Below are 24,424 nucleotides of genomic sequence, written 5' to 3'. Positions count from 1 at the left end.
ATACTAACAGATCTTCCGGTTTTGTGAACCCCCAAGCAGGATTTTTCCATTAAAAGAATTGGATTTTTGGCCGATAACCAGTGAAATCGCCATTTTCGAGAGTTATCTCATGCTGCCCAGTTCAATCCGTAATCACCTGCTCGTCGATGAGGGCCAGTTGGGGCAGCGCCTCAACCGTGACCTGCAGCATGGCGATCGCGCGGATTTCCGGTTGCATCTGGCCCTGCTGACTGATGCGGTGGAGGAGCAGCCCTGGTTTGATGCCAAACCGGCGGCCACTCCCCAAAGCTGTGACTGGCGTCTGCACTTTGCGCTGAGACCGGCAGAGGTGCTGGTGGCTGAAGGGGCGGGGAGTGATTGCAGTGCCATCAATGAGCGGCTGCAACAGGGGGGAAGCATGGTGGATGTGCGGCTCTGGCTGGCGCTGCAAACACCGCCGCTGGCGGTCAAACAACCGCTGCTGGATGAGGCTGTCTACGATAACCTGTCACCGCTGGCGCGGGAGCGGTTGCAAGGAAAGCTGGCCGATGTGCCGAGGCAGGAGGATCCGCTGGTATTGCTGCCGATCCTCGATCGTTTGCAAGAGGGGGTGGATACCCGGTTGCACTGGCTCAGTTGATGTCGCCTGTTCACTGGTGTAACGCGATGCTTGTCGGCAAATCACAGGCAACAAAAAGGCGGGTGACCCCGCCTTTATGCTCTTTAGAATTTTTAGCCTTGCGGCATGCAATCAAGCGTCAGCTTCATCCGGTTGCGGCTGCTCTTTGAGCGCTGCGTTGGCACGACGGGCAATCGGCTTTTCGGTGTGACGGTTGAGTTGGCGCTCCAGTTTTTGCCCCAGTTCGTTGATGGCGGCGTAGAGATCCTCATGCTCTGCCTGGGCAAACAGTTTGCCGTTGGGGATGCCAGCACTGGCTTCGACAGTGAACATCAGACGCTCTTTGGAAACAATCACATGGGGTGTGATGAGAGGCACCTGAAGACGTTCGAGCTTTTCAAAACGGGATTCGATGCGCTCGCGGATAGCCGGGGTGATGTCGATGATTTTGCTGGTAATTTCGATTTTCATATTGGCCCCCTTCGGGTCGTCTTGCTTGTGTCTTCACCTTCAGATTACTCATTGGTAAAGATTGAAATGTGATCCATGTCACATAACCTTCCCTTGGCTATTCAGCAACTTATAAATTGTGATCTTTTCCGGTTTCGTGCCAAAAACAGCTTGAGCTCCATGAAACTGGCAGGCAGTATGACGGGAATAGGATCGTTTCTGTCCCTTCTTGGCAGCACTTCGTGTCGACCTCATGTCCGGTTTCCACTGCTTGATATCGCATGTTTGTACTCTTCCCTCGCAACCTCTGATCTGATGAGTGGATGCAGGGGGCGTTGCTATGCCTGATTGGACATCAAACGTGGTTGGTTGTTGTGTTGGAGTGGTAAATGAAGCAGCAGGCCACGCAAGTCATGTGGTTTTTCGATCGGCAACATGATCAGTGGAGTCTCTCTGATCAGGGGGCCTACCAGCAGTGGCAAGGGGAGGGCAATCATCCCTGGGCCGCTCGCCTGTTACCGGAAGATGAGGCAGGCTTTGCCGACTTTCTCGTCCGGCTTCATGAATCACATCTGCCTGAACAGTTCATCGGTCATCTGAAAGATGATCGGGGGCAGCTCAACCATGTGCTCTGGAGCGGCCAGTTTGTGCCTACCCAGCAGATCTGCTGTGGCTGGCTGGCCCCTCTTGATACCGCCAACAGTGCGGTCTCCTCCCTCAATCTCTCTTTGCCATTGCTGCAAACCACCCTGCTCACCCAGTTGGCGCAGGCGCTCTCTGCCCGCACTGGGCTCGATTTCTTCAATACCCTGGTCAGCCAGCTGGCCCATATCCTCAAGGTGGATGCGGTCTGGGTGGGGGAGTTGTGCGGTGCCGACCGGGTCAAAGTGCTGGCCGCCGACGGGCTGGCGCAGAAGGACTATCCGCTGGCGGGCTCCCCCTGTCAGGAGCTCTACAAGCAAGGGGCCAGCTGTTTCGAGGTGATCGACGAGTCGCAGGAGTATCAACCCTGGCTGGCGGCCGGGCAGACTTATTATGGTCAGCCGCTGTTTGATGCCAGAGGCCAACTTCTGGGCCATCTGGCGCTGCTCTATTCGGCCCCGGCAGATACCAGCAACCTCACCTCGGTGCTCAATACCTTTTCGGTACGGATGGTGGCCGAGCTGGAGCGATTGCAATCAGATGCCCAGATGCGGCTCTCTGCCGTTGCATTCGAGACCCACGAAGGGATCATCATCACGGATCCGGGGTTCAAGATCCTGCGGGTCAACAACGCCTTCAGCCAGATTACCGGCTTTGACAGCCAATCGGTGCTGGGCCTGCATCTGGAAGAGGATCTCTGGCCAAATCTGGGTGGGCTCGGTTACGAGCTCAATACCCTCAGCCGCTGGCAGGGGGAGACCCAGCGTCGCCATGTCGATGGTCACACCTATCCCCAGTGGGAGATAGTGACGCCGGTGCAGGACGAGAAGGGGGTGATCAGCCACTTTGTCATCTGCTTCGAGGATATCTCCGAGCGCAAGGCGGCCGAGCGACGCATTCAGGATCTCGCCTATTACGACGAGCTGACCGGATTACCCAATCGCCGTCAGTTGCATGAGACCCTGGTGCAGACCTTCAACGAGGCGACCCGCGATGGCTTGATTGGCGCGCTGCTCTTTATCGATCTCGATCACTTCAAGACCATCAACGACTCCCTCGGCCACGCCACCGGTGACTGGCTGCTCAAGGAGGTCGCCGCCCGTCTCAAACGGTTGGTGAGACAGGGGGATTGTCTGGCCCGCCTCGGCGGTGACGAGTTTGTGTTGCTGCTGCCATCGCTCTCGGCGAGCCCGCCCCAGGCGGAGATGCAGGCCGATATCATTGCCGAACGGCTTATCACCGAGATTGCCGCTCCTTATACCTATGTGGGGCAGGTGCTGCACATCGGCGCCAGTGTCGGCATTACCCTGTTTCCGGATCGGGAGCAGGGGGTCGATGATCTGCTCAAGCAGGCAGATACCGCTATGTATCAGGCCAAGTCCGCTGGCCGCAAGACCCGTCGCTTCTTCGATGCCTCGATGCAGCAGCAGGCGGATCGCCGTCTGCTTATTCACAACGAATTGCGTAACGCCCTCAGCCAGCAAGAGCTGACCCTCTACTATCAGCCCCAGCATATGGTCGATGGCGGCGATATTATCGGTGTCGAGGCGCTCATTCGCTGGCAGCCGGCCGGTCGCTCGCTGGTCTCGCCGGCAGAATTTATCCCCATCGCCGAGGAGACCGATCTGATTGTCGATATCGGCAACTGGGTGCTGCACGAGGCGTGCGCCCAGTATGTGCTGTGGGAGGAGAACGGCATCCACATTCCGCAGATCTCGGTCAACGTCAGTGCCAAGCAGTTCCATGCCACCGATTTTGTCGAGCGGATCCACGATGTGTTGGCGCAAACCGGCATGGATCCGGCCTGCCTCAATCTGGAGATCACCGAGTCCGTGGTGCTGGGCCATGCCGAGGACACCATCAGCAAGATGACCGAGCTCAAGGAGCTCGGCATCAGCTTTGCCATCGACGATTTTGGCGCCGGTTACTCCTCCCTGAGCTACCTCAAGCGGCTACCTGCCGATGAGCTCAAGATCGACCGCTCCTTCATTCAGGACATCCCGAAAGATGGCGACAACATGGCCATCGTCGAGGCGGTGATCGCCATGGCCCGCCATATGGGCTTTAACGTCACGGCGGAAGGAGTGGAGTCCCGTCAGCAACTGGAGTTTCTCAAGGCGCAGGGGTGCAGTTTCTATCAGGGCTATCTCGCCTCCAAGCCGCTGCCGGTGCCCTATCTGGAGAAATATGTACAGCGGCTGACCAGACCGGAGCAACTGCGCGAAATACAGCTGAGTGAGGCAGAAAAATAGTCCCTACTCCCCGCTGTAGCGCTGCCCGGCAACGGGTAGAATGAGAGGCAGTAGACCCACCGCCACCGGGCGGTGTATTGCCCTCAATGGAGATGTTCAGTGAAAGCTGTATGGGGAATTGTTTTGTCGGCGCTGTTTGTGCCGACCCTGATGGCGCAGACTGCCGACCAGACGCTCTACCGTCAGGCGTATGACGCCGTACGGGCCAATGATCAGGCCCGTTTCCAGCAAATTCGTGCCCGTTTGACCCATTACCCCCTGCTCCCTTACCTCGATTACTATCAGCTCGCCTTTCGTCCGGGGGCGGCGGATTACAACGATGTGACCCGCTTTATCCGCCAGCATGGGGATACTCCCCAGTCCAACCGGCTGGAGCGCAGCTATCTGACCTATCTGGCCCAGAGCCAGCAATGGTCGCAGTTCCTGCGCTTCTATCCGGCCAAGCCGAGCTCCACCGATCTGCTCTGCATGCACTATCAGGCGCTCTATTACACCGGCAAGCCGAAAGAGGCGTTGCAGGGGGCGGGCAAGATCTGGATGAGTGGTCAATCGCGCCCCGATGCCTGCTCACCGCTGTTCCAGCTGTGGCAGGCATCCGGTCAGCGTACCCAGGAGAAGATCTGGCAGCGGATGACGCTGGCGTTCGAGGCGGAAAATCCCAATCTGATCCGCCACCTTGGCGCGACCCTGGGTAGCGGCTTGCAGAGCTATGGCGATCAGATGGTGACCCTGTTCGAGCAGCCAGCCAAGGCGATGAACCCGGCCTATTTCAGCAGCAATCCCTATTCCCGCAAGCTGCTCTCCCTCGGCTTGACCCGCTATGCCAATCAGGAGCCTGAGTCGGTGCTGCGCCAGCTTGCGCTGTTTCGCAGCCGTTTCGGCCTGACCCAGGCCGAGGTGAAACCGGTAGAGCGTGCCATTGCCCGCCGCCTGCTGCTGGATCGCTCTATTGCCCAGCGTAGCTGGGTCGACAGCACGGTGAAAAAGCTGGCGGATCCCGACATCACCGAGCTGCGGGCGCGACTGGCCATCTGGGAGCAGGATTGGCGTGGCCTCTCCGGCTGGGTGAAGATGATGCCGATGGCCCGTCAGAAAGAGGATCGTTGGCGCTACTGGATGGCGCGCTCCCTTGAGGTGCAGGGGCAGCAAAAACCGGCGCGGGATCTTTATCTGGAGACTGCCAACCTGCGCGGTTTCTACGGCTTTATGGCCGCCCAGCGCACCGGCGTGTCCTATCGCATCAAGAACCAGAGCGTCAAGCATGTACCGGACTGGCGCACGGCCAGCCAGCGCTGGCCCTTCCTGTTGCGGGTGCGCGAATTGCTGTCGATGAACGAGATTGCGGCGGCCCGCTCGGAGTGGATCCATAACATGGATCGCAATCCGGTGGCCCAGCGCATCGAGTTTGGTCATATCGCCCTCAATCAGGGTTGGCACGAGCTGGCCATTCTCGCCAGCATTCGCGCCGAAGCGTGGGATGCCCTCGACCTGCGCTTCCCGCTGCCGCTCAAGCGCACCTTCTCCCAGATGGCGCAAGAGCGCACCATGAACACCAGTTTGCTCTATGCCATTTCCCGTCAGGAGAGTGCCCTCTATCCGCTGGCCCAGTCGCCGGTGGGGGCGCGCGGTCTGATGCAGCTGATGCCTGCTACTGCCAAAGAGACTGCCGGCAAGCTGGGGGTGCCCTATCGCAACGAGCAGCAACTGTTTGATCCGACGATGAATATTCGTCTGGGGAGTGCCTATCTCAAGCGCTTGCTGGATGTCTATGATGGCAACCGGATCCTGGCGGCCGCAGCCTACAACGCCGGGCCGGGACGGGTAAAACGCTGGCGAGAGCAGAGTGACAACAAGCCGATGGACGTGTGGGTCGAGAGCATTCCCTACAAGGAGACCCGCAACTACGTACAAAACGTGTTGTCGTTCGATCTCATTTATCAGCACAAGCTGCAGCAGCCGCTGCGCTTCATGTCAGAGCGGGAGCTCAATCACGCCTATTGAGTCGGGGGCCGCCAGCCGGCCCCTGTTTTCAAATTTCCCTGCTGCCAGGTATCATCTGGTAAGGTTTTGTTACCAAAGGAAACATGCCTGGTGACCTGGCTCCGGGAATTGCATCAGGCCGCAGGGTATACTCGGGCGTCGGCATCGACAGGTTCCCCCACAATAAAGGAATGGATAGTGGCAACGATTAAAGACGTTTCTCAGCTGGCAAATGTGTCTATCTCCACCGTGTCGCGGGTTATCAACAACACGGCACAGGTAGCACCGGAAAAGCGTGAGGCCGTACTGGCGGCCATGAAGGAACTGAATTTTCGACCCAACAGTTTTGCCCAGGCACTGGTCAGCAAGCGTTCCAACTGCATTGGCGTGCTGGTTGGCGACCTCTGCGGCGGCCCCTTCTTTGCCCAGATGATGCGTGGCATCGAAGCCATGGTCGATCAGGCCAACAAGTTCACCATCGTCATGTCTGGCAACCACGATATCGCGCGCGAGCGTCACGCCATTCAGGCGCTGCTGCAGCGCCAGTGCGATGCGCTGATCCTCCACAGCAAGGCGCTTCCGGACGAGGAGCTGAGCGAGCTGGCGGCAGGCTCTACCCCCATCGTTTTCATCAACCGTCAGGTACCGGGCTTTGAGGATCGCTGCGTCTGGCTCGATAACCAGGCGGGGATCACCACCGCGTGCCAGCACTTGCTGGATGCCGGTCATCGCAACATCGCCTTTATCACCTCCGATGATGAAGAGTTTGTCGATGGTCAGCAGCGGATGGCCGGTTACACCCAGACCCTGGCCAGAGCCGGGATCGCCTTTGATCCTGCACTCGTCAGCCGCGCCTTTGCCGACGAAAATGGCGGCTATGTGGCGATGAGTGAACTGCTGGCCCGTGGTGTCGAGTTCACTGCCGTGCTCGGTTTCAACGACGGTATGGTGGCCGGCGCCATCTCTTGCCTGCTGGAGCGGGGTTACAAGATCCCGCAGCAGGTGTCGGTGGTGGGGTTCGACGATATCCCCTACGCCCGCTACATCTATCCCAAGCTCACCACGGTGCGCTACCCCATTGAGGAGATGGGCAGCCGCGCTGCCGAGCTGGCGCTGCGTTTGCTCGATCACAAGCCGGTGGACGGCCTGGCGCTCAAGTTTGAAGCCCAGCTGGTTGAGCGTGAGTCAGTCGCCTGATTTGCGGCGAGAGGTTCAGAGCAATATGGCCCCGTCGGGGCCATATCTTTATCTGCCACAGGCGAGTTCCGGTTTACCCCGCCAGGGCAATGCGCTGCTGGCGGCGCGCTTCCACACCTTCGGCAAGGGTATCGAGCACTACCCGCGTCTGCTCCCAGCCGATGCAGCTATCGGTGATCGACTGGCCGTAGCGCAGCGGTTTGCTGCTTATCTCCTGACGCCCTTCGCCGATAAAACTTTCCACCATGATGGCGGCGATGGCATGGCTACCAGCACCCAGCTGGTCGGCAATGTCACGGGCAACCAGCAGCTGGCGGGCATGCTGCTTCTGGCTGTTGCCGTGGCTGCAATCAACCATCAGGCGAGGGGAGAGATGGTGCTGGCGCAGCAAGTCTCCAGCCTCTGCCACATGACAGCTCTGATAGTTGGGCTGGCGGCCACCGCGCAGGATCAGGTGGCAGTCGGGGTTGCCATGGCTGCGCACCAGTGCCAGCTGGCCATCACCGGAAGGTTGGGTATAGAGGTGGGCCGCCCGGCTGGCGAGGATCGCCTCGACCGCGATCCGGATATTGCCATCGGTGCCGTTTTTAAAACCGATCGGGCAGGGAAGGGCCGAGGCCAGCTGACGGTGGAGCTGGGATTCGGTGGTGCGGGCACCGATGGCGCCCCAGCTGATGAGGTCCCCCAGATAGAGCATGCTGGTGAGATCGAGAAATTCGGTGGCACAGGCGAGCCCTTCCTTTCCAAGGGCCAGCAGTAACTCGCGGGCCTGGGTTAGTCCCTTTTCCAGTTGATCGCTGCCATCGAGGTCGGGATCGAAGATAAATCCTTTCCAGCCGAGCGTCGTGCGCGGCTTTTCGAAATAGGTGCGCATCACCAGTTGCAGCTGCTCCCCGTATTGGCCCTGCAGTTCAGCGAGCTGGCCACCATAGTCGCGGGCGGCTGCCGGATCGTGAATGGAGCAGGGGCCGATCACCAGCAGCAGGCGATCATCCTCTCCCTGCAGAATATGGCGGGCTTGCTGGCGGCAGCGAGCGATCTGGCGAGCGAGCCGTGCCGGACAGGGTCTGGCCTTTAACATCTCGTCAGGGGTGGGCAGGGTGGCAAGGGGTGAAGCATTCAGAAGTGAGGTGAACATGAGCGATCCTGATGAAAATGGAAATCTGCATGCTCTTTGCTGTCCAGTGGGGATCTTCCCCTTATTCTCTTGGTTAACAGAGCGCGGGCATGGGCCCGCGCTCTGTTATATCGGCCTTGGCTACCTTAGAAGCGGGCTGAGCCGCTGACGTAGTAGCTGCGACCCGGTTCGACGTTCTGGAAGACGGTGTCTTTCTCTTGCAGGCGCACGTCGGTCAGGTTGTTGATCCCCAGTCGCAGGTCAAAGTTCTCGGTGACCTTGAAGCCGGTGCCGAGATCGAAGGTCTGATAGCTGGGCAGCTTGTGCAGTACGACAACCTTGTTGACGGTCTGCTCGGCAAACTGGGTGCCGGTGTAGGTGGTGCCGACAAAGGCATTGACCCGCTCGGTGGCCTGCCAGGTGATCTTGGCATTGGCCTTGTGCTCCGGTCGCTCGGGCAGAGCCTGACCCTGATCGCCTTCCGCCTTGAGGTAGGTGTAGTTCGCGCCAAGGTTGATATTGTCGGTCAGATCGAGCTTGCCGGTCAGCTCCAGCCCCTTGGTGGTGGCTTTCTCCAGGTTGTACCAGGTGCGGTCAGTGGAGTTCGGCAACTGCTTGAAGGTGAGCATGTCGTCGATGTCGGAGTAAAACAGGGGGTAATGACTCCAATCAGTTGAAATGGTGTCTTTCTATAAAGGCACCAATCACTTTCTCGTGGAGCTCAACGGAACGAGAGAAGCAGATGGTCTTGCGAGCCAATCGCTTGATGCGCATTCTGAGCGTCAGGTTGTTACGCTCGATACGCTGGGTGAATATCTTCCCGGTCAGATGCATCTCGCTCGGCACCTCTCTGGCATAGCTTCCCCAATCATCACTGGTGATAAAGCCTATCTGGAACGGAGAAAGCAGGCTCAGCAACCGACGGCATGTCTCATCGTTGCGTGGGCCAAAGGTATATGCCACGACTCGTTTTCTCTTGGTATCAAAAGCATACCAAAGCCAATGTCGATGCTGTTTGTTGCCAACATAGGCCCATTGCTCATCAAGTTCACAGATAAGTGCCACGTCATCGAGCACCACCTTTTCGGAGGTTACTTGCCTTGGGGTGAGTTTTTTAGGGTGCGTATGACTGTGTTGATGCCAATCTTGAGGACGCGAGCAGTATCACGAACACCTGAGCCGTTGAACGCCATATCAACAATCTTGTCTTTGACGCCAGGCTTGCGGGCTTCATAGGTGTAGGTGAGCTGAAACACGTGCGGACAGACGGGGCAACGATAGCGAACATGGCCGGCAGGGGTCTTCCCATGGCGATATACGTGGTCAGAGTTGCAGCGAGGGCAGTGAACGGTGATGGATGCCATGAAGCTGTCGGTCTCAAAAGAGTTCATCATATCAACTCAACCGATCGGATGCATCACCAAACAGGGTGGCGCTGGTCTCCCAGATCCCTTCTCCTGCGATGACACCCAGCTCGTAGTTGGTGCTGGTTTCCGGCTTGACCTTGTCACTGCCATAGATGCGGCAGCTGCCGCCACAGCTCTCGATGCTGTAACCGTTGGAGTACTGGTGCGGTGCCGGTGCCTTGAAGGCCTGGCTGACACCGCCTTTCACTGTCACCACATCGTTCATCTCATAGACCAGATAGCCGCGCGGGGTGAAGTGGCTGCCGTAGATCTCGTGGTGATCGTAACGGCCGCCCAGCGTGAAGGTCAGGCTGTCGGTCAGGCCAATTTCGTCCTGAGCAAACAGCGCCTCCTGAGAGTGACTCTCTTTGCCGCCGATATCCTTGTAGCTCACCGCATCCACCAGCTCCCGATCCAGATATTCACCACCCAGGGTCAGGTAGTGGTTGGCCAGCGCCACGTTGGTATAGCCCTTGAGGGTCAAGGTGTTCTCTTCCAGCTCCCGCTGCTGCGGGGCAGAGTAGCTGGTGTTGAAGTCGTCGATCTGGGAGGTCTCGTAGTTGGCCATGACGGTGGTGTCACCCCAACTCCAGTTCCCCTTGTGGGTCAGACCAAACAGGTTGCGATCGTTTTGCTGCTGGCGGCTGTGCACCTTGTTGCCGGTTTTGCGGAAGATATCGAGAGGCCGCTCATCCTGGTTGTAGAGGTAATCCAGCTCGAAGCGCTGCTGCTCATCCACCAGCCAGCTCAGGGTGGAGGCGAAGTTGCGGGTCTGTTTGGCTTCGATAAGGGGGATGCCGTTAGCAGCTTCGGTGGGGGTCCAGGCTTGACGGTCATACACCTCGCCGTTCATCCGGATCAGCAGGTTGTCGGTCAGCGGGCCGGTAAAGCCCAGGTTGGTTCTGTGCTGATCGCCGCCATCCTTGCCTTCGATGGCCTTGAAGTCGGCATCGGCCGCCCCTTGCCAGGTTTTGCCCGGCTGTTTGGTGATGATGTTGATGACACCACCGATGGCATCGGAGCCGTAAAGTGCCGACATGGGGCCACGGATCACCTCGACCCGCTGGATCATGCCAAGGGGCACCGGAGTATTGTCGAAGTTGCCGCCGCGCCACAGGGCATTGGAGGAGGAGAGGCGTTTGCCATCCACCAGCACTAGCGTGTACTTGCCGGACATGCCGCGAATACCGATATCGCTGCGGCCATTGGTGTCAGCTTCAGCCTGAATGCCCACTTCGTGGCGCAGCAGGTCGGCAAGGTCATTGACGGGCGCGGCGGCGATCTGTTCGGCCGTGATGACAGAGATAGAGGCCGGTGCCGAGCGGGTATTGTGCGCCGTGGTGGTGACGGTGATCACCTCGTCGGCTTGTGGGGCGTTGCTGGCTGCGATGGCTTGCTGGGTCAGCAGGGTGACGATGGTGGTGGCCAGCAGGCTGGGGGCAATAAAACGGGAGGTTGAGGATTTCATTATTTACATCTTCCATAACATTCAAATGATAAGCGTTATCATTATCAAGTTGAATTTGCTCCGATCGCAACTCTTTTTTATCGGTGATGTTCGGTTTCGTTCGCCCCTCTCTTTTGACTAAAAAGAAGTTAATGAAATTGATTATCATTTGTATTGATCGTTTTTTCACTCCTTGTTAGGATGCCGCTCACCCTGCGATGCGGTGAGTCAAATGACTCGCATTCTGTCGTTTCAGGTAGTGATTCATTCCAAGGAGTAGCACCGTCATGTGTGACCATGCACTGGAAGGAGAGTGGCCCGCCACAGCGGTCGGGCTGGATAAAGTGTGCTGTTTTGCCAGCGGTGACAGGGTACTGGTCGCTTCCGGTATCCACGACAGTTTTACCGGCATCCCACCGGAAAAACTGCTCGCCCATCTGCGTCAGTTGCGCCAGCAGGGGATGGTCAATCCCATCGCCATCGGCGCCATCCCGTTTGATACCCAATCCCCCTGGCATCTGGTGATCCCGGCGCAATCGCAGTGGGTCGCAAGGGATGCCCTGTTGCCCGCCCGCTGTTGCCAGCTCCATGGTGAGGTGAGTGAAGTGACCGGCGCTGCCCACTATCAGGGGGCGGTGCGGGCGGCGCTGCAGCAGTTCAGCGAGGGGCAGCTTGAGAAGGTGGTGCTGTCGCGCGCCATCGACGTGCAGAGCGCAGAGCAGACCTCACCTGCACACGCCTTTGGCTCTCTGCTGGCCCAGAATCCGGGCGCCTATGTGTTCCAGATCCCGCTGCCGGAGGGAGAGACCCTGCTTGGCGCGAGCCCCGAGCTGCTGGTATCGCGCAGCGAGATGGCGGTGGTGAGCAATCCGTTGGCGGGCTCCCGTCCGCGCCACGCTTTTCCTGAACAACAGGCGGCCAGTGCCGAACTGCTGGGGGCGCAAAAAGATCGCTATGAACATGCGCTGGTGGCCGATGCGGTCGCTGCGGCCCTCTCTCCCTTCTGCCGCGAGCTGGATGTCCCCACGGAGCCGCAGGTGATCGCCACTCCTACCATGTGGCACCTCTCGACCCGCATCGCCGGGCGGCTCCATGAACCCTCTCCCGTGCTGGCACTGGCACTGGCGCTACACCCGACGCCGGCGGTATGCGGCACGCCGCTCTCGGCTGCGCGTCAGGCCATCGCCAGGCTCGAGGGGTACGATCGCCGCTTCTACTGTGGTGCCGTCGGCTGGATGGATGCCGATGGCAATGGCGAGTGGGTGGTCACCATCCGCTGTGGCGTACTGGCTGGCAGACAATTGCGGCTCTATGCCGGCGCCGGGGTTGTGGTGGGCTCCTCGCCGGAAGCGGAGTGGCAGGAGACCGCCGCCAAGCTCGGCACCATGCTGCGGGCGTTTGGCCTCGAAAGCCGGGAGCCGGAGTTGACAATATGAAGCCGCTGGTGCCCTTTACTCCCTGGCCCGCCGAGCTGGCGGCCCACTACAGAGCACAAGGTTGGTGGCGCGGGCAACCGCTCACCGCCCTGCTCGATGACTCCGCCGAACGTTATCCCGAGCGCGCGGCCCTGATCTGCGGCGAACGTACCCTCAGTTATGGCCAGTTAAAGCGTGAGGTTGATGCGCTGGCGGCGCGGCTGGCCGCGCGCGGGCTGGGCCACGGCGATACCGCGCTGGTGCAGTTGCCCAACTGCGCCGAGTTCTATATCTGCTGGTTTGCCCTGATCCGCTGCGGAGTGGTGGCGGTGCATGCCCTCTACAGCCATCAGCGGCGCGAGCTGGTAGCCTTTGCCCGCCAGATTGAACCTGCCTTGCTGGTACTGAGTCCCTCCCATCCTGGCTTTGCCGGTGCAGCGGGAAGTCTCGTGGCCCTTGAAGAGTTGGCATCGTCCTCCAGTCAGACACTGCTGTTCGAGCCAGCAGAAGGTGGCGATCTTCAGTCAGGATTTGCATGGCGTCGGCCTGAATTTATGGCTAGTGCTGATGGTTCGCCGCTGGCGGCAACTGCGCCAACTCCTACCCCGGCCGATCAGGTCGCTTTTTTCCAGCTCTCCGGCGGCAGCACCGGCACCCCAAAACTGATCCCCCGTACCCACGATGACTATGGCTACAGCGTGCGCCAGAGCGTAGAGGTGTGCGGTTGGGATGAGCGGGTGATCTATCTATGCGCTCTGCCAGCGCCCCACAACTTTCCCCTGAGCTCCCCCGGGGCACTCGGGGTGTTTTATGCCGGTGGCTGCGTGGTGCTGGCAAAGGATCCCTCTGCAGCAACCTGTCTGCCGCTGGTGCAGCGCCATCAGGTCAACTGGGCGGCACTGGTGCCACCGGCTCTGGCGCTCTGGCTGGAGGCGGCCAGCCACTATCCGCAGACCTCTCTGGAGTGTGTGCAGGTGGGAGGGGCGCGCCTCAGCCCGGTTCACGCCGATGCGGTAGCGAGCCGCCTTGGCTGCCGCTTGCAGCAGGTGTTCGGCATGGCCGAGGGGCTGGTCAACTACACCCGCACCGAGGATGACCAGTGGCACATCGTCAATACCCAGGGCCGCCCGATGAGCTCGGGTGACGAGGTGGAGGTGCGGGATAGCGATGGGCACCCCTTGCCCGATGGCGAGTGTGGCGAGCTCTGGACGCGTGGCCCCTACACCTTTCGCGGCTACTTCAAGGCTGATGCCCACAATCAGCGCGCTTTCGACCGGGACGGTTTCTACTGCACCGGCGATCTGGTCTGCCGCTTGCCCGGCGGTCATCTGATGGTGGTGGGGCGCAACAAGGATCAGATCAACCGGGGCGGGGAGAAGATCGACGCCCTCGAGATTGAAGAGCTGTTGCTGACCCACCCGGAGGTACGGCAGGCGGCGCTGGTCGCCATGCCTGATCCCATGCTCGGGGAGCGCAGCTGCGCCTTTCTGATGTGCCGCGAGCCCCTCAATCTGCCCCGCTTGCGCCGTTTCCTGCGCGAGCAGGGGGTAGCCGATTACAAACTGCCCGATCGCCTGGTGCTGGTGGAGCAACTGCCCCACACCCCGGTCGGCAAGATAGACAAACAGACGCTGCGCGAGCAGCTCGCCAAGGAGTGTGCATGACCATTCAATCCCTCGCCGCCTATCCGCTGCCTACCGCCGAGGAGCTGCCCACCGGGCGGGTGAACTGGCCCTTCGAACCGGGCCACGCCGCCTTGCTGGTCCACGATATGCAGCACTATTTCGTCGACTTCTACGGGCCGGACAATCCGCTGATCAATCAGGTCATCGACCATATCGCCACCCTGATCCGTCAGGCGCGTGCTCTCGGCATGCCGGTGGTCTATACCGCCCAGCCCGCCGAACAGAGTCAGGTCGATCGGGCGCTGCTCAATGACATGTGGGGGCCGGGGCTGACCCGAGCGCCGGAGCGTCAGCCGATTGTTTCGGCGCTGGCCCCCGAGCCGCAGGATACGGTGCTGACCAAGTGGCGCTACAGCGCTTTTTGCCGCTCTCCACTGGCAGAGCTGATGGCCCAATGGGGGCGGGATCAGCTGGTGATCTGCGGCATCTACGGCCATATCGGGGTGATGCAGACGGCGGTCGATTCCTTTATGCGCGATATTCGCCCCTTCCTGGTGGCTGATGCCATCGCCGATTTTTCCCGCGAAGATCATCTGCTGGCGCTCTCCTACGTCAGCCGCAATGCCGGTCGGGTGATTACCGTGGCCGAGGTGATGGCGGCCAGCAAACGCCCTTTGACTCGGGAGTCACTACGTGCTCAGGTGTTGGCACGGCTGCCCGCCGAGATGCAGCAGGAGCAGCCCACCGAGGATGACAACCTGCTCGACTACGGTCTCGACTCGCTGGCTGTGATGGGGCTGGTGGAAGAGTGGCGTCAGCAGGAGCTGGTGGTGGATCTGGCCGAGCTGGCCCGCACGCCGACCCTGGCTCACTGGTGGGAGCTCCTCTCCCGTCAGCTTCACGTTAGTCAGGCCACGGCTTATCAGGTGGTCAACGAAGATCACGTCAGTGAACCGGAGTGCACCCCATGAGCGAGTGGCAAGGTAGAACCATCTGGGTGACCGGCGCGGCGCAGGGAATTGGCCATGCGGTGGCGCGCACTTTTGCCGAGGCAGGGGCCAGCGTGGTTGCGTTCGATCTGCAACTGGCCGAGGCACTGCCCGGCAACGTGAAGAGGGTGGTGATCGATGTCAGCGACAGCGAGGCCGTGACCCGCTGCTGCGAACAGCTGCTGGATGAGGGGCTGGGGCCCGATGTACTGGTCAATGTCGCGGGCGTACTGGCGACCGGCAGGCTCGATGAGGTGGATGACGCCCTCTTGCAGCGCACCTTCGCCATCAACACCTTCGCCCCCTTCTATCTGATGCGGGCCCTGACCCCCTGGTTTCAGGGACGGCACAGGGGCGCCATCGTCAATGTCTCCTCCAATGCCGGTCGGGTACCGCGAGTGGGGATGGGTATCTATGGCGCCTCCAAGGCGGCGCTGACCAGCCTCACCCAAACGGCTGGGTTGGAGCTTGCCCCCTATGGGGTGCGCTGCAATCTGGTGTCGCCGGGCTCGACCCGCACCCCCATGCTGTACGGCATGTGGCAGGAGGGGGAACAGCGAGAAGGGGAACTGCGAACCATCGCGGGCCTGCCCGGGCAGTTCAAGCTGGGGATCCCCCTTGGCAAACTTGGGACCCCCGACGAGGTGGCTGCTTGCGTGCTGTTTCTCGCCTCCGATGCCGCGAGCCATATCACCCTGCAGGATCTGGTGGTCGATGGCGGTGCCACCCTGGGGGCTTAGCCCGCGCGTTGCCAATCTGGCAGGCGTGACACTCTCTTTATGGAGGAGGCCTGGCCTCCTCGCTTTTCAGCCATGCGGGCAGAGGCAAGCCGCTGCCCGCCCGATGTTTGCGCAAGGACATTCCCATGGAACAGACAATGGCGATGCGCGCCACTCACCAGCGTGGTGAGCACCCGCGCTGGCCGCTTACCACTGCTCAGGCGGGCATCTGGTTTGCCCAGCAAAAATACCTGCAGAGCCCCGCCTGCAATACCGGCGAGTACTGGCTGCTGGAGGGGGCGCTGGCTCCCCATCACTTCACCCGCGCGGTGCGCCAGACCATCGACGAGATCCCCGGTCTGCACTGCGCCTTTGTGGCTACTGCCGATGGCCCGCAAATGGTGGCCAACCCCGCCTGCTGGCAGCTGACCGAGCGGGATCTGCGCAGCGAGGCCGACCCGCTCGCAGTCGCGCAGGCCGAGATGCGTGCGCAGCTGGCCGTCCCCTTCAATCTGGCCGGGGGGCCGCTGTTTGCCACCACCCTCTATCGCCTTGGCGAGGGGCGGTGGGCCTGGTTTATCGCCGTGCACCATATCGCCATCGACGGCTTTGGCCTGAGCCTGCTCTGCCAGCGGGTGGCGAGCTGGTATGAGGCGCTTTGCATCGGCGAGCAGCCAGCCCCCTGTCGTTATGCGACCCAGCAGGAGTTGCTGGCCGAGGAGGCGGCCTATCAGGATTCGCCGCGTGCCGCGCGGGATCGCGATTTCTTCGTGCAGCAGCTGGCCGGGGTGGAGAACCCGGCGTCGCTCTCCCGCCGTCCGGCGCAAGGGCCGGGCCCCACCTATCGTCTTGAGCAGCGGCTGGCTGGCCGCCAGTGGCAGGCATTGGTGGCACGGGCGAGTCGTTCGGCCTATCACCCCTACAGTCTGCTGCTGGCGGCGGTGGCCAGCTATGTGCAGCGGATGAGCGGCGCTGGCGAGGTGGTGCTGGGTATTCCGCTGATGGGGCGGCTGGGCTCAGCGGCGGCCGATACCCCCTGCATGAAGGTCAATGTGGTGCCCCTGCGCATCGAGCTGAGCGGCACCAGCCGGGTAGGGGAGTTGCTGGCACAGGTCGAGCGGCAATTTGCCGCCCTGCGCCGTCATCAGGGCTGCCGTCAGGAGTGGTTGCAACAGCGTCAGCCGGGCCAGCCGCTGTTTGGCCCCCAGGTCAATCTGATGCCCTTTGCCCGCACCCTCAGCTTTGGTGAAGGGCACAACCAGGTTCGTGGTGAGGTGCAGGTGCTGGCGGCGGGGCCGGTGGAGGAGTGCGCCTTCTACTTTGCCGAGGAGGCAGGCGCGATGACCCTGACCCTCGAAGCACATCAGGGACGCTTCAGCCAACAGGAGAGTGAATGTCATCTGGCCCGACTGGTAGCCTATCTGGCCGCTTGGAGTGAGGCGGGTGACGAAGTCGAGGCAGTGCGCTTGCCGCTGCTGCTGCCCTGCGAGCAGGCTGAGCTGACGCGCTGGAACCAGACCGACCATCCGTTGCCGACCACCACCCTGAGCGCACTGCTGGCCGAGGGGCTGGCGGCGGCAGATCAGAGCACCATCTCGCTGGAGTGTGGTGCCGAGCGCTGGCGTGTGGCTGAGCTGCGCCAGCGCACCCGCCAGCTGGCATGCTATCTGGCGGGGAGGGGCGTGGGCCCCGGTTGCCGGGTGGCGGTGGTGATCCCGCGCTCTCCCGAGCTTATCCTCGCCCAGCAGGCCATCATGGCGGCGGGGGCCGTCTATGTACCCGTTGACCCTGACTATCCGGCGGAGCGGATCGGCTACATTCTCGCCAGCAGCGATCCTGCGCTGGTGTTGACCAGCCGGACGCTTCTGATGCCGCTCGACGTGACGGCGCCACTTGTCTACCTCGATGCCCCCGGTGTGGCAGAGCAGCTGGCGGCTGTAGCACCTTGTGAGCTGCCAGCCTCCAAGCCGGAAGATGCGGCCTACATCATCTACACCTCCGGCTCGACCGGTCGGCCCAAAGGGGTGGTGGTGAGCCATGGCGCCATCGTCAATCGGCTGCTCTGGATGCAGCACATGTATCCCATCGGCCCGGCGGATCGGGTGCTGCAAAAGACCCCTGCCGGTTTCGATGTCTCCATCTGGGAGTTTTTCTGGCCCTTTATGACAGGGGCGCGGCTGGTGCTCGCCAAACCGGGCGGCCACAAGGATCCCGCCTACCTTGCTGAGCTGATTGAGCTGGCGGGGATCACCACCTTGCACTTTGTCCCCTCCATGCTGCAGATCTTCGTCGCACAAGCCGAGCCTGCATGTTGCAGGTCACTGCGGCAGGTCTTCTGCTCCGGCGAGGCGCTGCCCGCCGATCTGGTGCAGCGCTGGTATGGGACATTCTCAGCCCCCCTGCACAACCTCTATGGCCCGACCGAGGCGGCGGTGGATGTCACTTGGTATCCCTGCCGGGCAGACGAGGCGGTGACCAGCGTGCCCATCGGTTATCCGGTCTGGAATACCTGCATCCACATTCTCGACCCCTGGTTGCAGCCGGTACCCCCCGGTGTGGCAGGCGAGCTCTGGATCGGCGGCGTGCAGGTGGCGGAGGGCTACTTTGGTCAGCCCGAGCTCACTGCCGAGCGCTTTATTGCCAATCCCTTCGGGACGGGACGGCTCTATCGCAGCGGCGATCTGGCTGCCTGGCGCAAGGATGGCGCCATCGAGTATCTGGGGCGCCTCGATTTTCAGGTGAAGATCCGTGGCCTGCGAATCGAGCTGGAGGAGATCGAGCAAGTACTGCTGCGCCATCCCCGGGTGGCGCAGGCGGTGGTGCTGGCTCCCGAATTTGCCCCCGGCGATCGCCGTCTGGTGGCCTATGTGGTGGCCGCAGATAGTAGCGAGTTGACGCTGGCCGAGTTGGCACCCGCCCTTGGCGCCGCCTTGCCCGACTACATGGTGCCGGGGCTCCTGGTAAACCTGGCCGAGCTGCCACTCACCCCCAATGGCAAGCTGGATCGCAAGGGGCTGCCGCTGCCTGACATAGCGTCGGCGGTCGGTCAGTCGCTGCCAAAAAACCTGCTGGAGGAGCGGCTCTGTCGCCTCTTCGCCGAGGTTCTGGGGCTGGCGCGGGTCGGCGCCGACGATAACTTCTTTGCCCTCGGCGGCCACTCCCTGCTGGCGGCGCAGCTGGTGGTGCGTATTGAGGAATCAATAGGACAGGGTCTCACTCTGGCCAGCCTGTTCGAAGCGCCGAGCCCAGCCCAGCTGGCGCGTCGTCTTGGCGGCGAGCGGGAGGCCATGCCCATGCTGTTGCCCCTGCGGGCGCATGGTGCGCAGTCTGGCACATCGTGCCCCACCCTCTTTTGCGTCCCCCCCGCAGGGGGGCTCGGCTGGTGTTATGCGCCCCTGGTGCCCCATCTGCCGACCGACATGGCGGTCTATGCCCTGCAGGCGCGAGCGCTCTGCCAGCCGGATGCACCTCTGCCTGCCAGCTTCGACGAGCTGGCCCTCGACTATGTGACCGAGCTGCGTCGTCAGCAGAGCGAGGGGCCCTACTGGCTGCTCGGCTGGTCGCTCGGGGGCATGCTGGTGCACCGGATGGCCGCCATGCTGCAAGAGCAGGGACAGGAGGTGGCCATGGTGCTGCTGCTCGATGCCTACCCCTGTCAGCAGTGGCAAACCCAGCCGTTGCCCGACGAGCAACGGATGCTCGATGCGCTGCTGCGAATGGGGGGGATTGCGGTTGCGGACGATGCGCTCGATTCCCTTACTCGTGACGAGGTGGTGGCCCGACTGGGGGCGGAGGGGAGTGCGCTGGCCATGCTCGACGAGCAGGTGGTGAGCGCCATGATTGAGCTGGTGGGCCACAACAACCGGCTCATCCGTGAGCCGGTCGACTACTGCTACCACGGGGAGGTGATCTTTATCGAGGCGTCAGCCTCTCGCCAGCCCTGGCTGGATGGGCGCGGCTGGGAGTCGCTGACAAAAGAGGAGATCCGCTATGAGCGCTTCCCCTGTCTGCATCAGGAGATGGTGCATCCCGACTGGCTGGCGAAGGTCGGCGCCCTTATCTGTGAGCGGGTCGATGGGGTCGGGCAGCAACCGCACATCCGGCAGAAGGAGGACGCATGACCCCGGTTGCCGCCATCCGGGAAGCCTTGCTGGCGGGCAAGCTGGTGGGGCTGGGGGAGCCGCATTGGCACCCGGATTTTATCCGGCGCCAGCATGCCTGGCTGTGTGATCCGGCGCTCTGGGGAGTCATGACCGATCTGGTGCTGGAGTGCGGCAACCGCCGCCATCAGGGCTTGCTCGATGCCTGGCTGACGGGGGAGAAGAGCTGGCAGGGTGAGCCGCTGACGCTGGCACGGCTCTATCCGGTCTGGCTCGACTCTTGCGCCTTTCCTGCCTGGATGGCCCCCGAGTTTCCGGCCTTCTTTGCCGCCCTGCGCCAGAGCAATCTGGCGCGCCCCGAACATGTGCGGCTGCGGGTGCATCTCTGCGAGCCCTCATTCGAGTGGCAGGAGATGAGTCCGGAGCGATGGCAGCAGCACAACAGGGGGCGGGATCAGGCGCAGGCTGACTATCTTCTTGCACTTCCTCCGCGCGGCGTGGTGGTGCTGGCAGGGGCGCGTCATCTGCTCAAAGCCGCAGGAGATCCCCACTTTGCTCAGCCGACGCTGGGTCAGTTGCTGGAGGCGGCAAGACCGGGTTGGCTGCAGGTGCTTCACCCTTGGCCAATGGTTGCTGGGAAGGGAGATGAGAAAGAGGAGCGGGTGTGCGAGCTGGCCGATATCAGGACTGCCAATCTCTATCCCCACTGGCCGGTGCATCCGCCGCTGGAAACTCTTATCGACAGGTTGGTGCGCGTGGCTGACCGGGGGCGGGAGATGCGAATTTGCCCCACCTTGCTGGCCGAGCCCTGGCGCAGCCGCTTGTTGAGTCGCGCTCACCTGCTGCCAGTTGGCATGGCCCGCCAGCTGCAACAGTGGCTGGCGTAACTGCTGACTTGAGTAACTCAATGGGGGAGCAAGGCTCCCCTTTTTCACATTTGGCATCCTGCATTCAGCGCTGCAAAGTTGCACCATTTACGGCATACCTTGCCACTCATCGCCGAAAATTCAGCTCCTTCGCTACTTTAAAGAAGTTTCTACTGGTCTTACCTGAGTAAATCCCTTTGCTTTTTATTTAACAAGGTATTTACATCTAAGTGTCACCAGCATCGGTGACGCCTACAACGGCAAGGAGCCAGTTATGACCCATGTCGACATCCCTTTCCTTCGTTACCTCGATGCGGAAGGGTGCCCGGTCGCCACCTTACCGACCTGGCTGGACAAGGCGATACTGCACACCTTTTACCGCAATATGGTGATGGTGCGCAGCTATGACAAAAAAGCGATAGCGCTGCAACGAACCGGCAAACTCGGTACTTTTCCCTCCCATCTCGGCGCAGAAGCTGTGGGGATTGGCATTGGTCTCGCCATGCAGCCGCAGGATGTCTACGTTCCCTACTATCGGGACATGCCCACCCTCTATGTGCGGGGCGTACCGATGGAGAAGAACCTGCAATATTGGGGTGGTGACGAGCGGGGCAGTTATTTTCTCAAACCCGATGGAACTCCCTCTGAAGATCTCCCCATCTGCGTCCCCATCGCCACCCAGATCACCCACGCCTGCGGTATTGCCTCGGCCTTCAAACTGCGTAATCAACCGCGGGTTGCCGTAGTCACTATCGGCGACGGCGGTACCTCCAAGGGGGATTTTCTGGAGGGGCTCAACTGCGCCGGGGTATGGCACCTGCCGATGGTCATCATCGTCAACAACAACCAGTGGGCCATCTCGGTGCCACGCAAGCTGCAATCGAGCGCTCCTACGCTGGCCCAAAAGGGGATTGGTGCAGGGGTGCGCAGCCTGCAGGTGGATGGCAACGATGTGGTCGCGGTCTACGATGCCGCGCGCAGTGCCGTCGAACGGGCCCGCAGTGGCAAGGGGCCGACCCTGATAGAAGCGGTCAGTTATCGCCTCGGCGATCACACCACGGCCGACGATGCCACTCGCTATCGCGACGGGGCCGAGGTCGAGGCCGCCTGGGCGAAAGAGCCGGTCAAGCGGCTGCGCCAGTTTATGCACAGCCAAGGCTGGTGGGATGAAGAGCAGGAGCAGAGCCTGCTGGCGGAAGCCACCCGGGAGGTAGAGCAGGCGGTCGCCCGCTATGAGGCGATGGCGCCCCAGCCGCCGGAGGCGATGCTCGATTATCACTACGCCAGCCTGCCCGCCGAACTCTTGCCCCAGCGCGAGCGAGTGATTGCCAAGGGGATGAAGCAGGAGGTGGGCCATGAGTGAGATCAGTTTGCTGGAAGCAGTCAACATGGCCCTTCACTACGAGATGGAGCACGACCCGGATGTGGTGGTACTGGGCGAGGATGTGGGGGTCAACGGCGGGGTGTTTCGCGCCACCGTTGGCCTGCGCGACAAGTTCGGTTTCAAGCGGGTGATCGATACGCCGCTGGCCGAGGGGCTGATCGCCGGGGTGGCGGTCGGCATGGCGACCCAGGGGCTCAAGCCGGTGGCTGAGTTCCAGTTTCAGGGCTTCATCTTCCCCGGGATGGAGCAGATCATCTGTCAGGCGGCGCGGATGCGAAACCGCACCCGTGGCCGCCTCTCCTGTCCCCTCGTCTATCGCTCCCCGTATGGCGCGGGCATCCATTCGCCGGAGCATCACAGCGAGAGTGTCGAGGCGCTGTTTGCCCATATCCCTGGGCTACGGGTAGTGATCCCCTCCAGCCCGAGACGCGCCTATGGCCTGCTGCTCTCGGCCATCCGCGATCCGGATCCCGTGATGTTTTTCGAACCGGATCGCATCTATCGCTCGATGAAATCCGAGGTGGTGGATGACGGTGTCGGCCTGCCGCTGGATGTCTGCTTCACCCTGCGCCCGGGCCGGGATATCACGGTAGTGGCCTGGGGGGCCTGCATTCAGGAGGTGATGCGGGCGGCGAACCTGCTGGCCGAGCAGGATATCCAGTGCGAGGTGCTGGATCTGGCCACCATCAAGCCTCTGGATATGGAGACCATCCTCACCTCGGTACGCAAGACCGGCCGGTTGCTGGTGGTACACGAGGCGTGTGGCAGCTTCGGGGTCGGGGCCGAAATTGTAGCGCGGGTGACCGAGCAAGCACTTCCCAGCCTCAAGGCGCCGCCCAAGCGGCTGACCGGCGTGGATGCCGCCGTTCCCTACTATCGCAACGAAGCGTATTACCTCATCACCGAGCAGGATATCGCCGATGCCGCTCACCAGCTGATGGAGAACCAGTGGCTATGAAATTTTTCAAATTACCGGATCTGGGTGAAGGGTTGGCCGAAGCCGAGATCGTCGAATGGAAGGTGAGCGCCGGTGATACCGTTGCGGTCGATCAGGTGCTGTTGTCGGTGGAAACGGCCAAAGCGCTGGTGGATGTGCCCTCTCCGGTGGCCGGGGTGATCGCCCGTCTCTGCGGCGCCGAGGGGGATATCCTCCATATCGGTGCGCCGCTGGTGGAGTTCGAGGGGGGCGAAGATGATGGGACCGTGGTGGGCAAGGTGAGCGCCCATCAGCAACATATCGAGGATCATTTCGTGGTGGGGGCCATTGCCCCGGGTGGCGCGCTGGTGCAAGCCATGCCTGCCGTGCGCCTGCTTGCACAAAAACTGGGTGTGGATATCGACCGGATCAAGGGGAGTGGCAGCGGCGGAATGGTGACCGAGCTGGATGTGCAGCAGGCATTCGAGTCACAGCAGAGCAGTGGCAACGAATTCCTCAAAGGGTCGCGGAGGGCCATGGCCAAGGCGATGGAGCTCTCTCATCAGACTGTGGTGCCGGTCAGCATCACCGACGAGGTGGATTTGCGTCACTGGCGGCCTGATGAGGATGTGACGGTGCGCCTGATCAAGGCCATTGGCGTGGCGTGCCGCGCCGAGCCCTCGATGAACGCCTGGTTTGATGGCGACACCCTGTCACGGCGGCTGTTCAAAGAGGTTAATGTGGCCATCGCGGTGGATTCAAAGCATGGCCTCTATGTGCCGGTGATGGAGAACGTGGCCGAGCGGGAGGGGGCGGATATCCGGCTGGGGCTGGATCGGATGATCGCCGATGTGAAGGCGCGCGCCGTGCCGCGCGAGATGTTGCAGGGGGCGACCATTACGCTCACCAACTTCGGTGCCATCGCAGGTCGCTATGCCAGCCCCATTGTCACGCCGCCGCAGGTGGCCATCATAGGGGCTGGCAAACTGTTCGAAAAAGTGGTGTTCATCCATGGTGAAGCGCGTCCCGTCAGGGCACTGCCGCTGTCGATGACATTTGACCACAGAGCCTGTACTGGCGGGGAGGCGGCTCGTTTTCTCAAAGCGCTGGTCGAAGCGTTGGAAGCAGCGACCTTATAACAGTTTGTGCCCTGCCGTTGGCAGGGCACAAATTTGTTTGCGTAATCTACAAAGCCACGTATAATCCAAACCAGCTTGAAAGGGCGATAGTTATGTCAATGAATACGATGTTTCACATCTTGTCCTGTTGTTCATAAGTTAATCCCGTTTTTTGAGCTTTACCCGCTGAAAAGCATAAGTAA

General features: G+C 61.3%; 18 protein-coding genes. 13 read left to right on the top strand and 5 right to left on the bottom strand.

Going from position 1 to position 24,424, the window contains the following annotated elements; all coding sequences use genetic code 11:
• Positions 1-109: 109 nt before the first annotated feature.
• Positions 110-619: a VC2046/SO_2500 family protein gene (locus tag ACTG2G_RS22670; protein ID WP_100647292.1), complete on the top strand. Its 510-nt coding sequence runs from the start codon at positions 110-112 to the stop codon at positions 617-619.
• A gap of 111 nt (positions 620-730) precedes the next feature.
• Here the strand turns inward: ACTG2G_RS22670 and hpf are convergent, their stop codons facing one another.
• A complete protein-coding gene (hpf, locus tag ACTG2G_RS22665) occupies positions 731-1,069 on the bottom strand; it encodes a ribosome hibernation-promoting factor, HPF/YfiA family (protein WP_005334257.1) in 339 nt (112 codons plus the stop codon).
• Positions 1,070-1,437: 368 nt separating this feature from the next.
• On the opposite strand from hpf, the gene ACTG2G_RS22660 reads away from it, so the two are divergent.
• The 3 genes from ACTG2G_RS22660 (at position 1,438) to ACTG2G_RS22650 (ending at position 7,119) form a co-directional block, all read left to right on the top strand.
• Entirely contained in the window at positions 1,438-3,942 is a 2,505-nt protein-coding gene (locus tag ACTG2G_RS22660) for a putative bifunctional diguanylate cyclase/phosphodiesterase (RefSeq protein ID WP_439985862.1), read from the top strand.
• A 99-nt stretch (positions 3,943-4,041) separates the two neighbouring features.
• Positions 4,042-5,943 carry a transglycosylase SLT domain-containing protein gene (locus ACTG2G_RS22655; RefSeq protein ID WP_439985861.1) on the top strand — a complete coding sequence of 634 codons (1,902 nt, stop codon included), beginning with the start codon at positions 4,042-4,044 and terminating at the stop codon, positions 5,941-5,943.
• A 177-nt stretch (positions 5,944-6,120) separates the two neighbouring features.
• On the top strand, positions 6,121-7,119 hold the full coding sequence (locus ACTG2G_RS22650; RefSeq protein WP_164537168.1) for a LacI family DNA-binding transcriptional regulator: 999 nt from the start codon (positions 6,121-6,123) through the stop codon (positions 7,117-7,119).
• Between the two features lie 73 nt (positions 7,120-7,192).
• Here the strand turns inward: ACTG2G_RS22650 and ACTG2G_RS22645 are convergent, their stop codons facing one another.
• From ACTG2G_RS22645 to ACTG2G_RS22630, 4 genes are all read right to left on the bottom strand, one after another.
• Positions 7,193-8,257 (bottom strand): 3-deoxy-7-phosphoheptulonate synthase, encoded by a 1,065-nt coding sequence (locus ACTG2G_RS22645; protein ID WP_421386036.1) that lies wholly within the window; start codon positions 8,255-8,257, stop codon positions 7,193-7,195.
• 125 nt (positions 8,258-8,382) lie between these two features.
• Entirely contained in the window at positions 8,383-8,889 is a 507-nt protein-coding gene (locus ACTG2G_RS22640) for a TonB-dependent receptor domain-containing protein (protein ID WP_439985924.1), read from the bottom strand.
• 16 nt (positions 8,890-8,905) lie between these two features.
• Positions 8,906-9,600, bottom strand: a protein-coding gene (locus tag ACTG2G_RS22635; protein ID WP_270657729.1) for an IS1 family transposase whose coding sequence is annotated in 2 segments (ribosomal slippage) — positions 8,906-9,354 and positions 9,354-9,600 — 696 coding nt in all. Because the reading frame shifts where the segments join, the coding sequence is not laid out codon by codon here.
• A gap of 31 nt (positions 9,601-9,631) precedes the next feature.
• The gene (locus tag ACTG2G_RS22630) at positions 9,632-11,110 is read right to left on the bottom strand and encodes a TonB-dependent receptor domain-containing protein (RefSeq protein WP_439985860.1); all 1,479 of its coding nucleotides are present in this window, start codon (positions 11,108-11,110) and stop codon (positions 9,632-9,634) included.
• A gap of 266 nt (positions 11,111-11,376) precedes the next feature.
• Between ACTG2G_RS22630 and ACTG2G_RS22625 the strand changes: the two genes are divergently transcribed.
• From ACTG2G_RS22625 to ACTG2G_RS22585, 9 genes are all read left to right on the top strand, one after another.
• A complete protein-coding gene (locus ACTG2G_RS22625) occupies positions 11,377-12,525 on the top strand; it encodes an isochorismate synthase (protein ID WP_421386034.1) in 1,149 nt (382 codons plus the stop codon).
• Entirely contained in the window at positions 12,522-14,168 is a 1,647-nt protein-coding gene (locus tag ACTG2G_RS22620; protein ID WP_421386033.1) for a (2,3-dihydroxybenzoyl)adenylate synthase, read from the top strand. The genes ACTG2G_RS22625 and ACTG2G_RS22620 overlap by 4 nt, the downstream gene beginning before the upstream one ends.
• Positions 14,165-15,100 carry an isochorismatase family protein gene (locus tag ACTG2G_RS22615; RefSeq protein WP_421386032.1) on the top strand — a complete coding sequence of 312 codons (936 nt, stop codon included), beginning with the start codon at positions 14,165-14,167 and terminating at the stop codon, positions 15,098-15,100. The genes ACTG2G_RS22620 and ACTG2G_RS22615 overlap by 4 nt, the downstream gene beginning before the upstream one ends.
• A complete protein-coding gene (gene dhbA, locus ACTG2G_RS22610) occupies positions 15,097-15,858 on the top strand; it encodes a 2,3-dihydro-2,3-dihydroxybenzoate dehydrogenase (RefSeq protein ID WP_421386031.1) in 762 nt (253 codons plus the stop codon). The genes ACTG2G_RS22615 and dhbA overlap by 4 nt, the downstream gene beginning before the upstream one ends.
• A gap of 125 nt (positions 15,859-15,983) precedes the next feature.
• Entirely contained in the window at positions 15,984-19,958 is a 3,975-nt protein-coding gene (locus ACTG2G_RS22605; protein ID WP_439985859.1) for an amino acid adenylation domain-containing protein, read from the top strand.
• Positions 19,955-20,824: a hypothetical protein gene (locus ACTG2G_RS22600; RefSeq protein ID WP_421386029.1), complete on the top strand. Its 870-nt coding sequence runs from the start codon at positions 19,955-19,957 to the stop codon at positions 20,822-20,824. The genes ACTG2G_RS22605 and ACTG2G_RS22600 overlap by 4 nt, the downstream gene beginning before the upstream one ends.
• Positions 20,825-21,077: 253 nt before the next feature.
• Complete coding sequence (gene pdhA / locus ACTG2G_RS22595; protein WP_021231078.1) at positions 21,078-22,166, top strand: pyruvate dehydrogenase (acetyl-transferring) E1 component subunit alpha; 1,089 nt, start codon at positions 21,078-21,080, stop codon at positions 22,164-22,166.
• The gene (locus ACTG2G_RS22590) at positions 22,159-23,145 is read left to right on the top strand and encodes an alpha-ketoacid dehydrogenase subunit beta (protein WP_021231077.1); all 987 of its coding nucleotides are present in this window, start codon (positions 22,159-22,161) and stop codon (positions 23,143-23,145) included. The genes pdhA and ACTG2G_RS22590 overlap by 8 nt, the downstream gene beginning before the upstream one ends.
• Positions 23,142-24,242, top strand: a complete 1,101-nt coding sequence (locus ACTG2G_RS22585; RefSeq protein ID WP_421386028.1) for a dihydrolipoamide acetyltransferase family protein — start codon at positions 23,142-23,144, stop codon at positions 24,240-24,242. The genes ACTG2G_RS22590 and ACTG2G_RS22585 overlap by 4 nt, the downstream gene beginning before the upstream one ends.
• Positions 24,243-24,424 lie beyond the last annotated feature (182 nt).

The sequence above is a fragment of the Aeromonas sp. 55A genome (assembly GCF_051919665.1).
Classification (GTDB): domain Bacteria; phylum Pseudomonadota; class Gammaproteobacteria; order Enterobacterales; family Aeromonadaceae; genus Aeromonas; species Aeromonas veronii.
The sequence above is the reverse complement of the archived record's forward strand: the minus strand, read 5'-3'. Positions and strand labels throughout refer to the sequence as shown.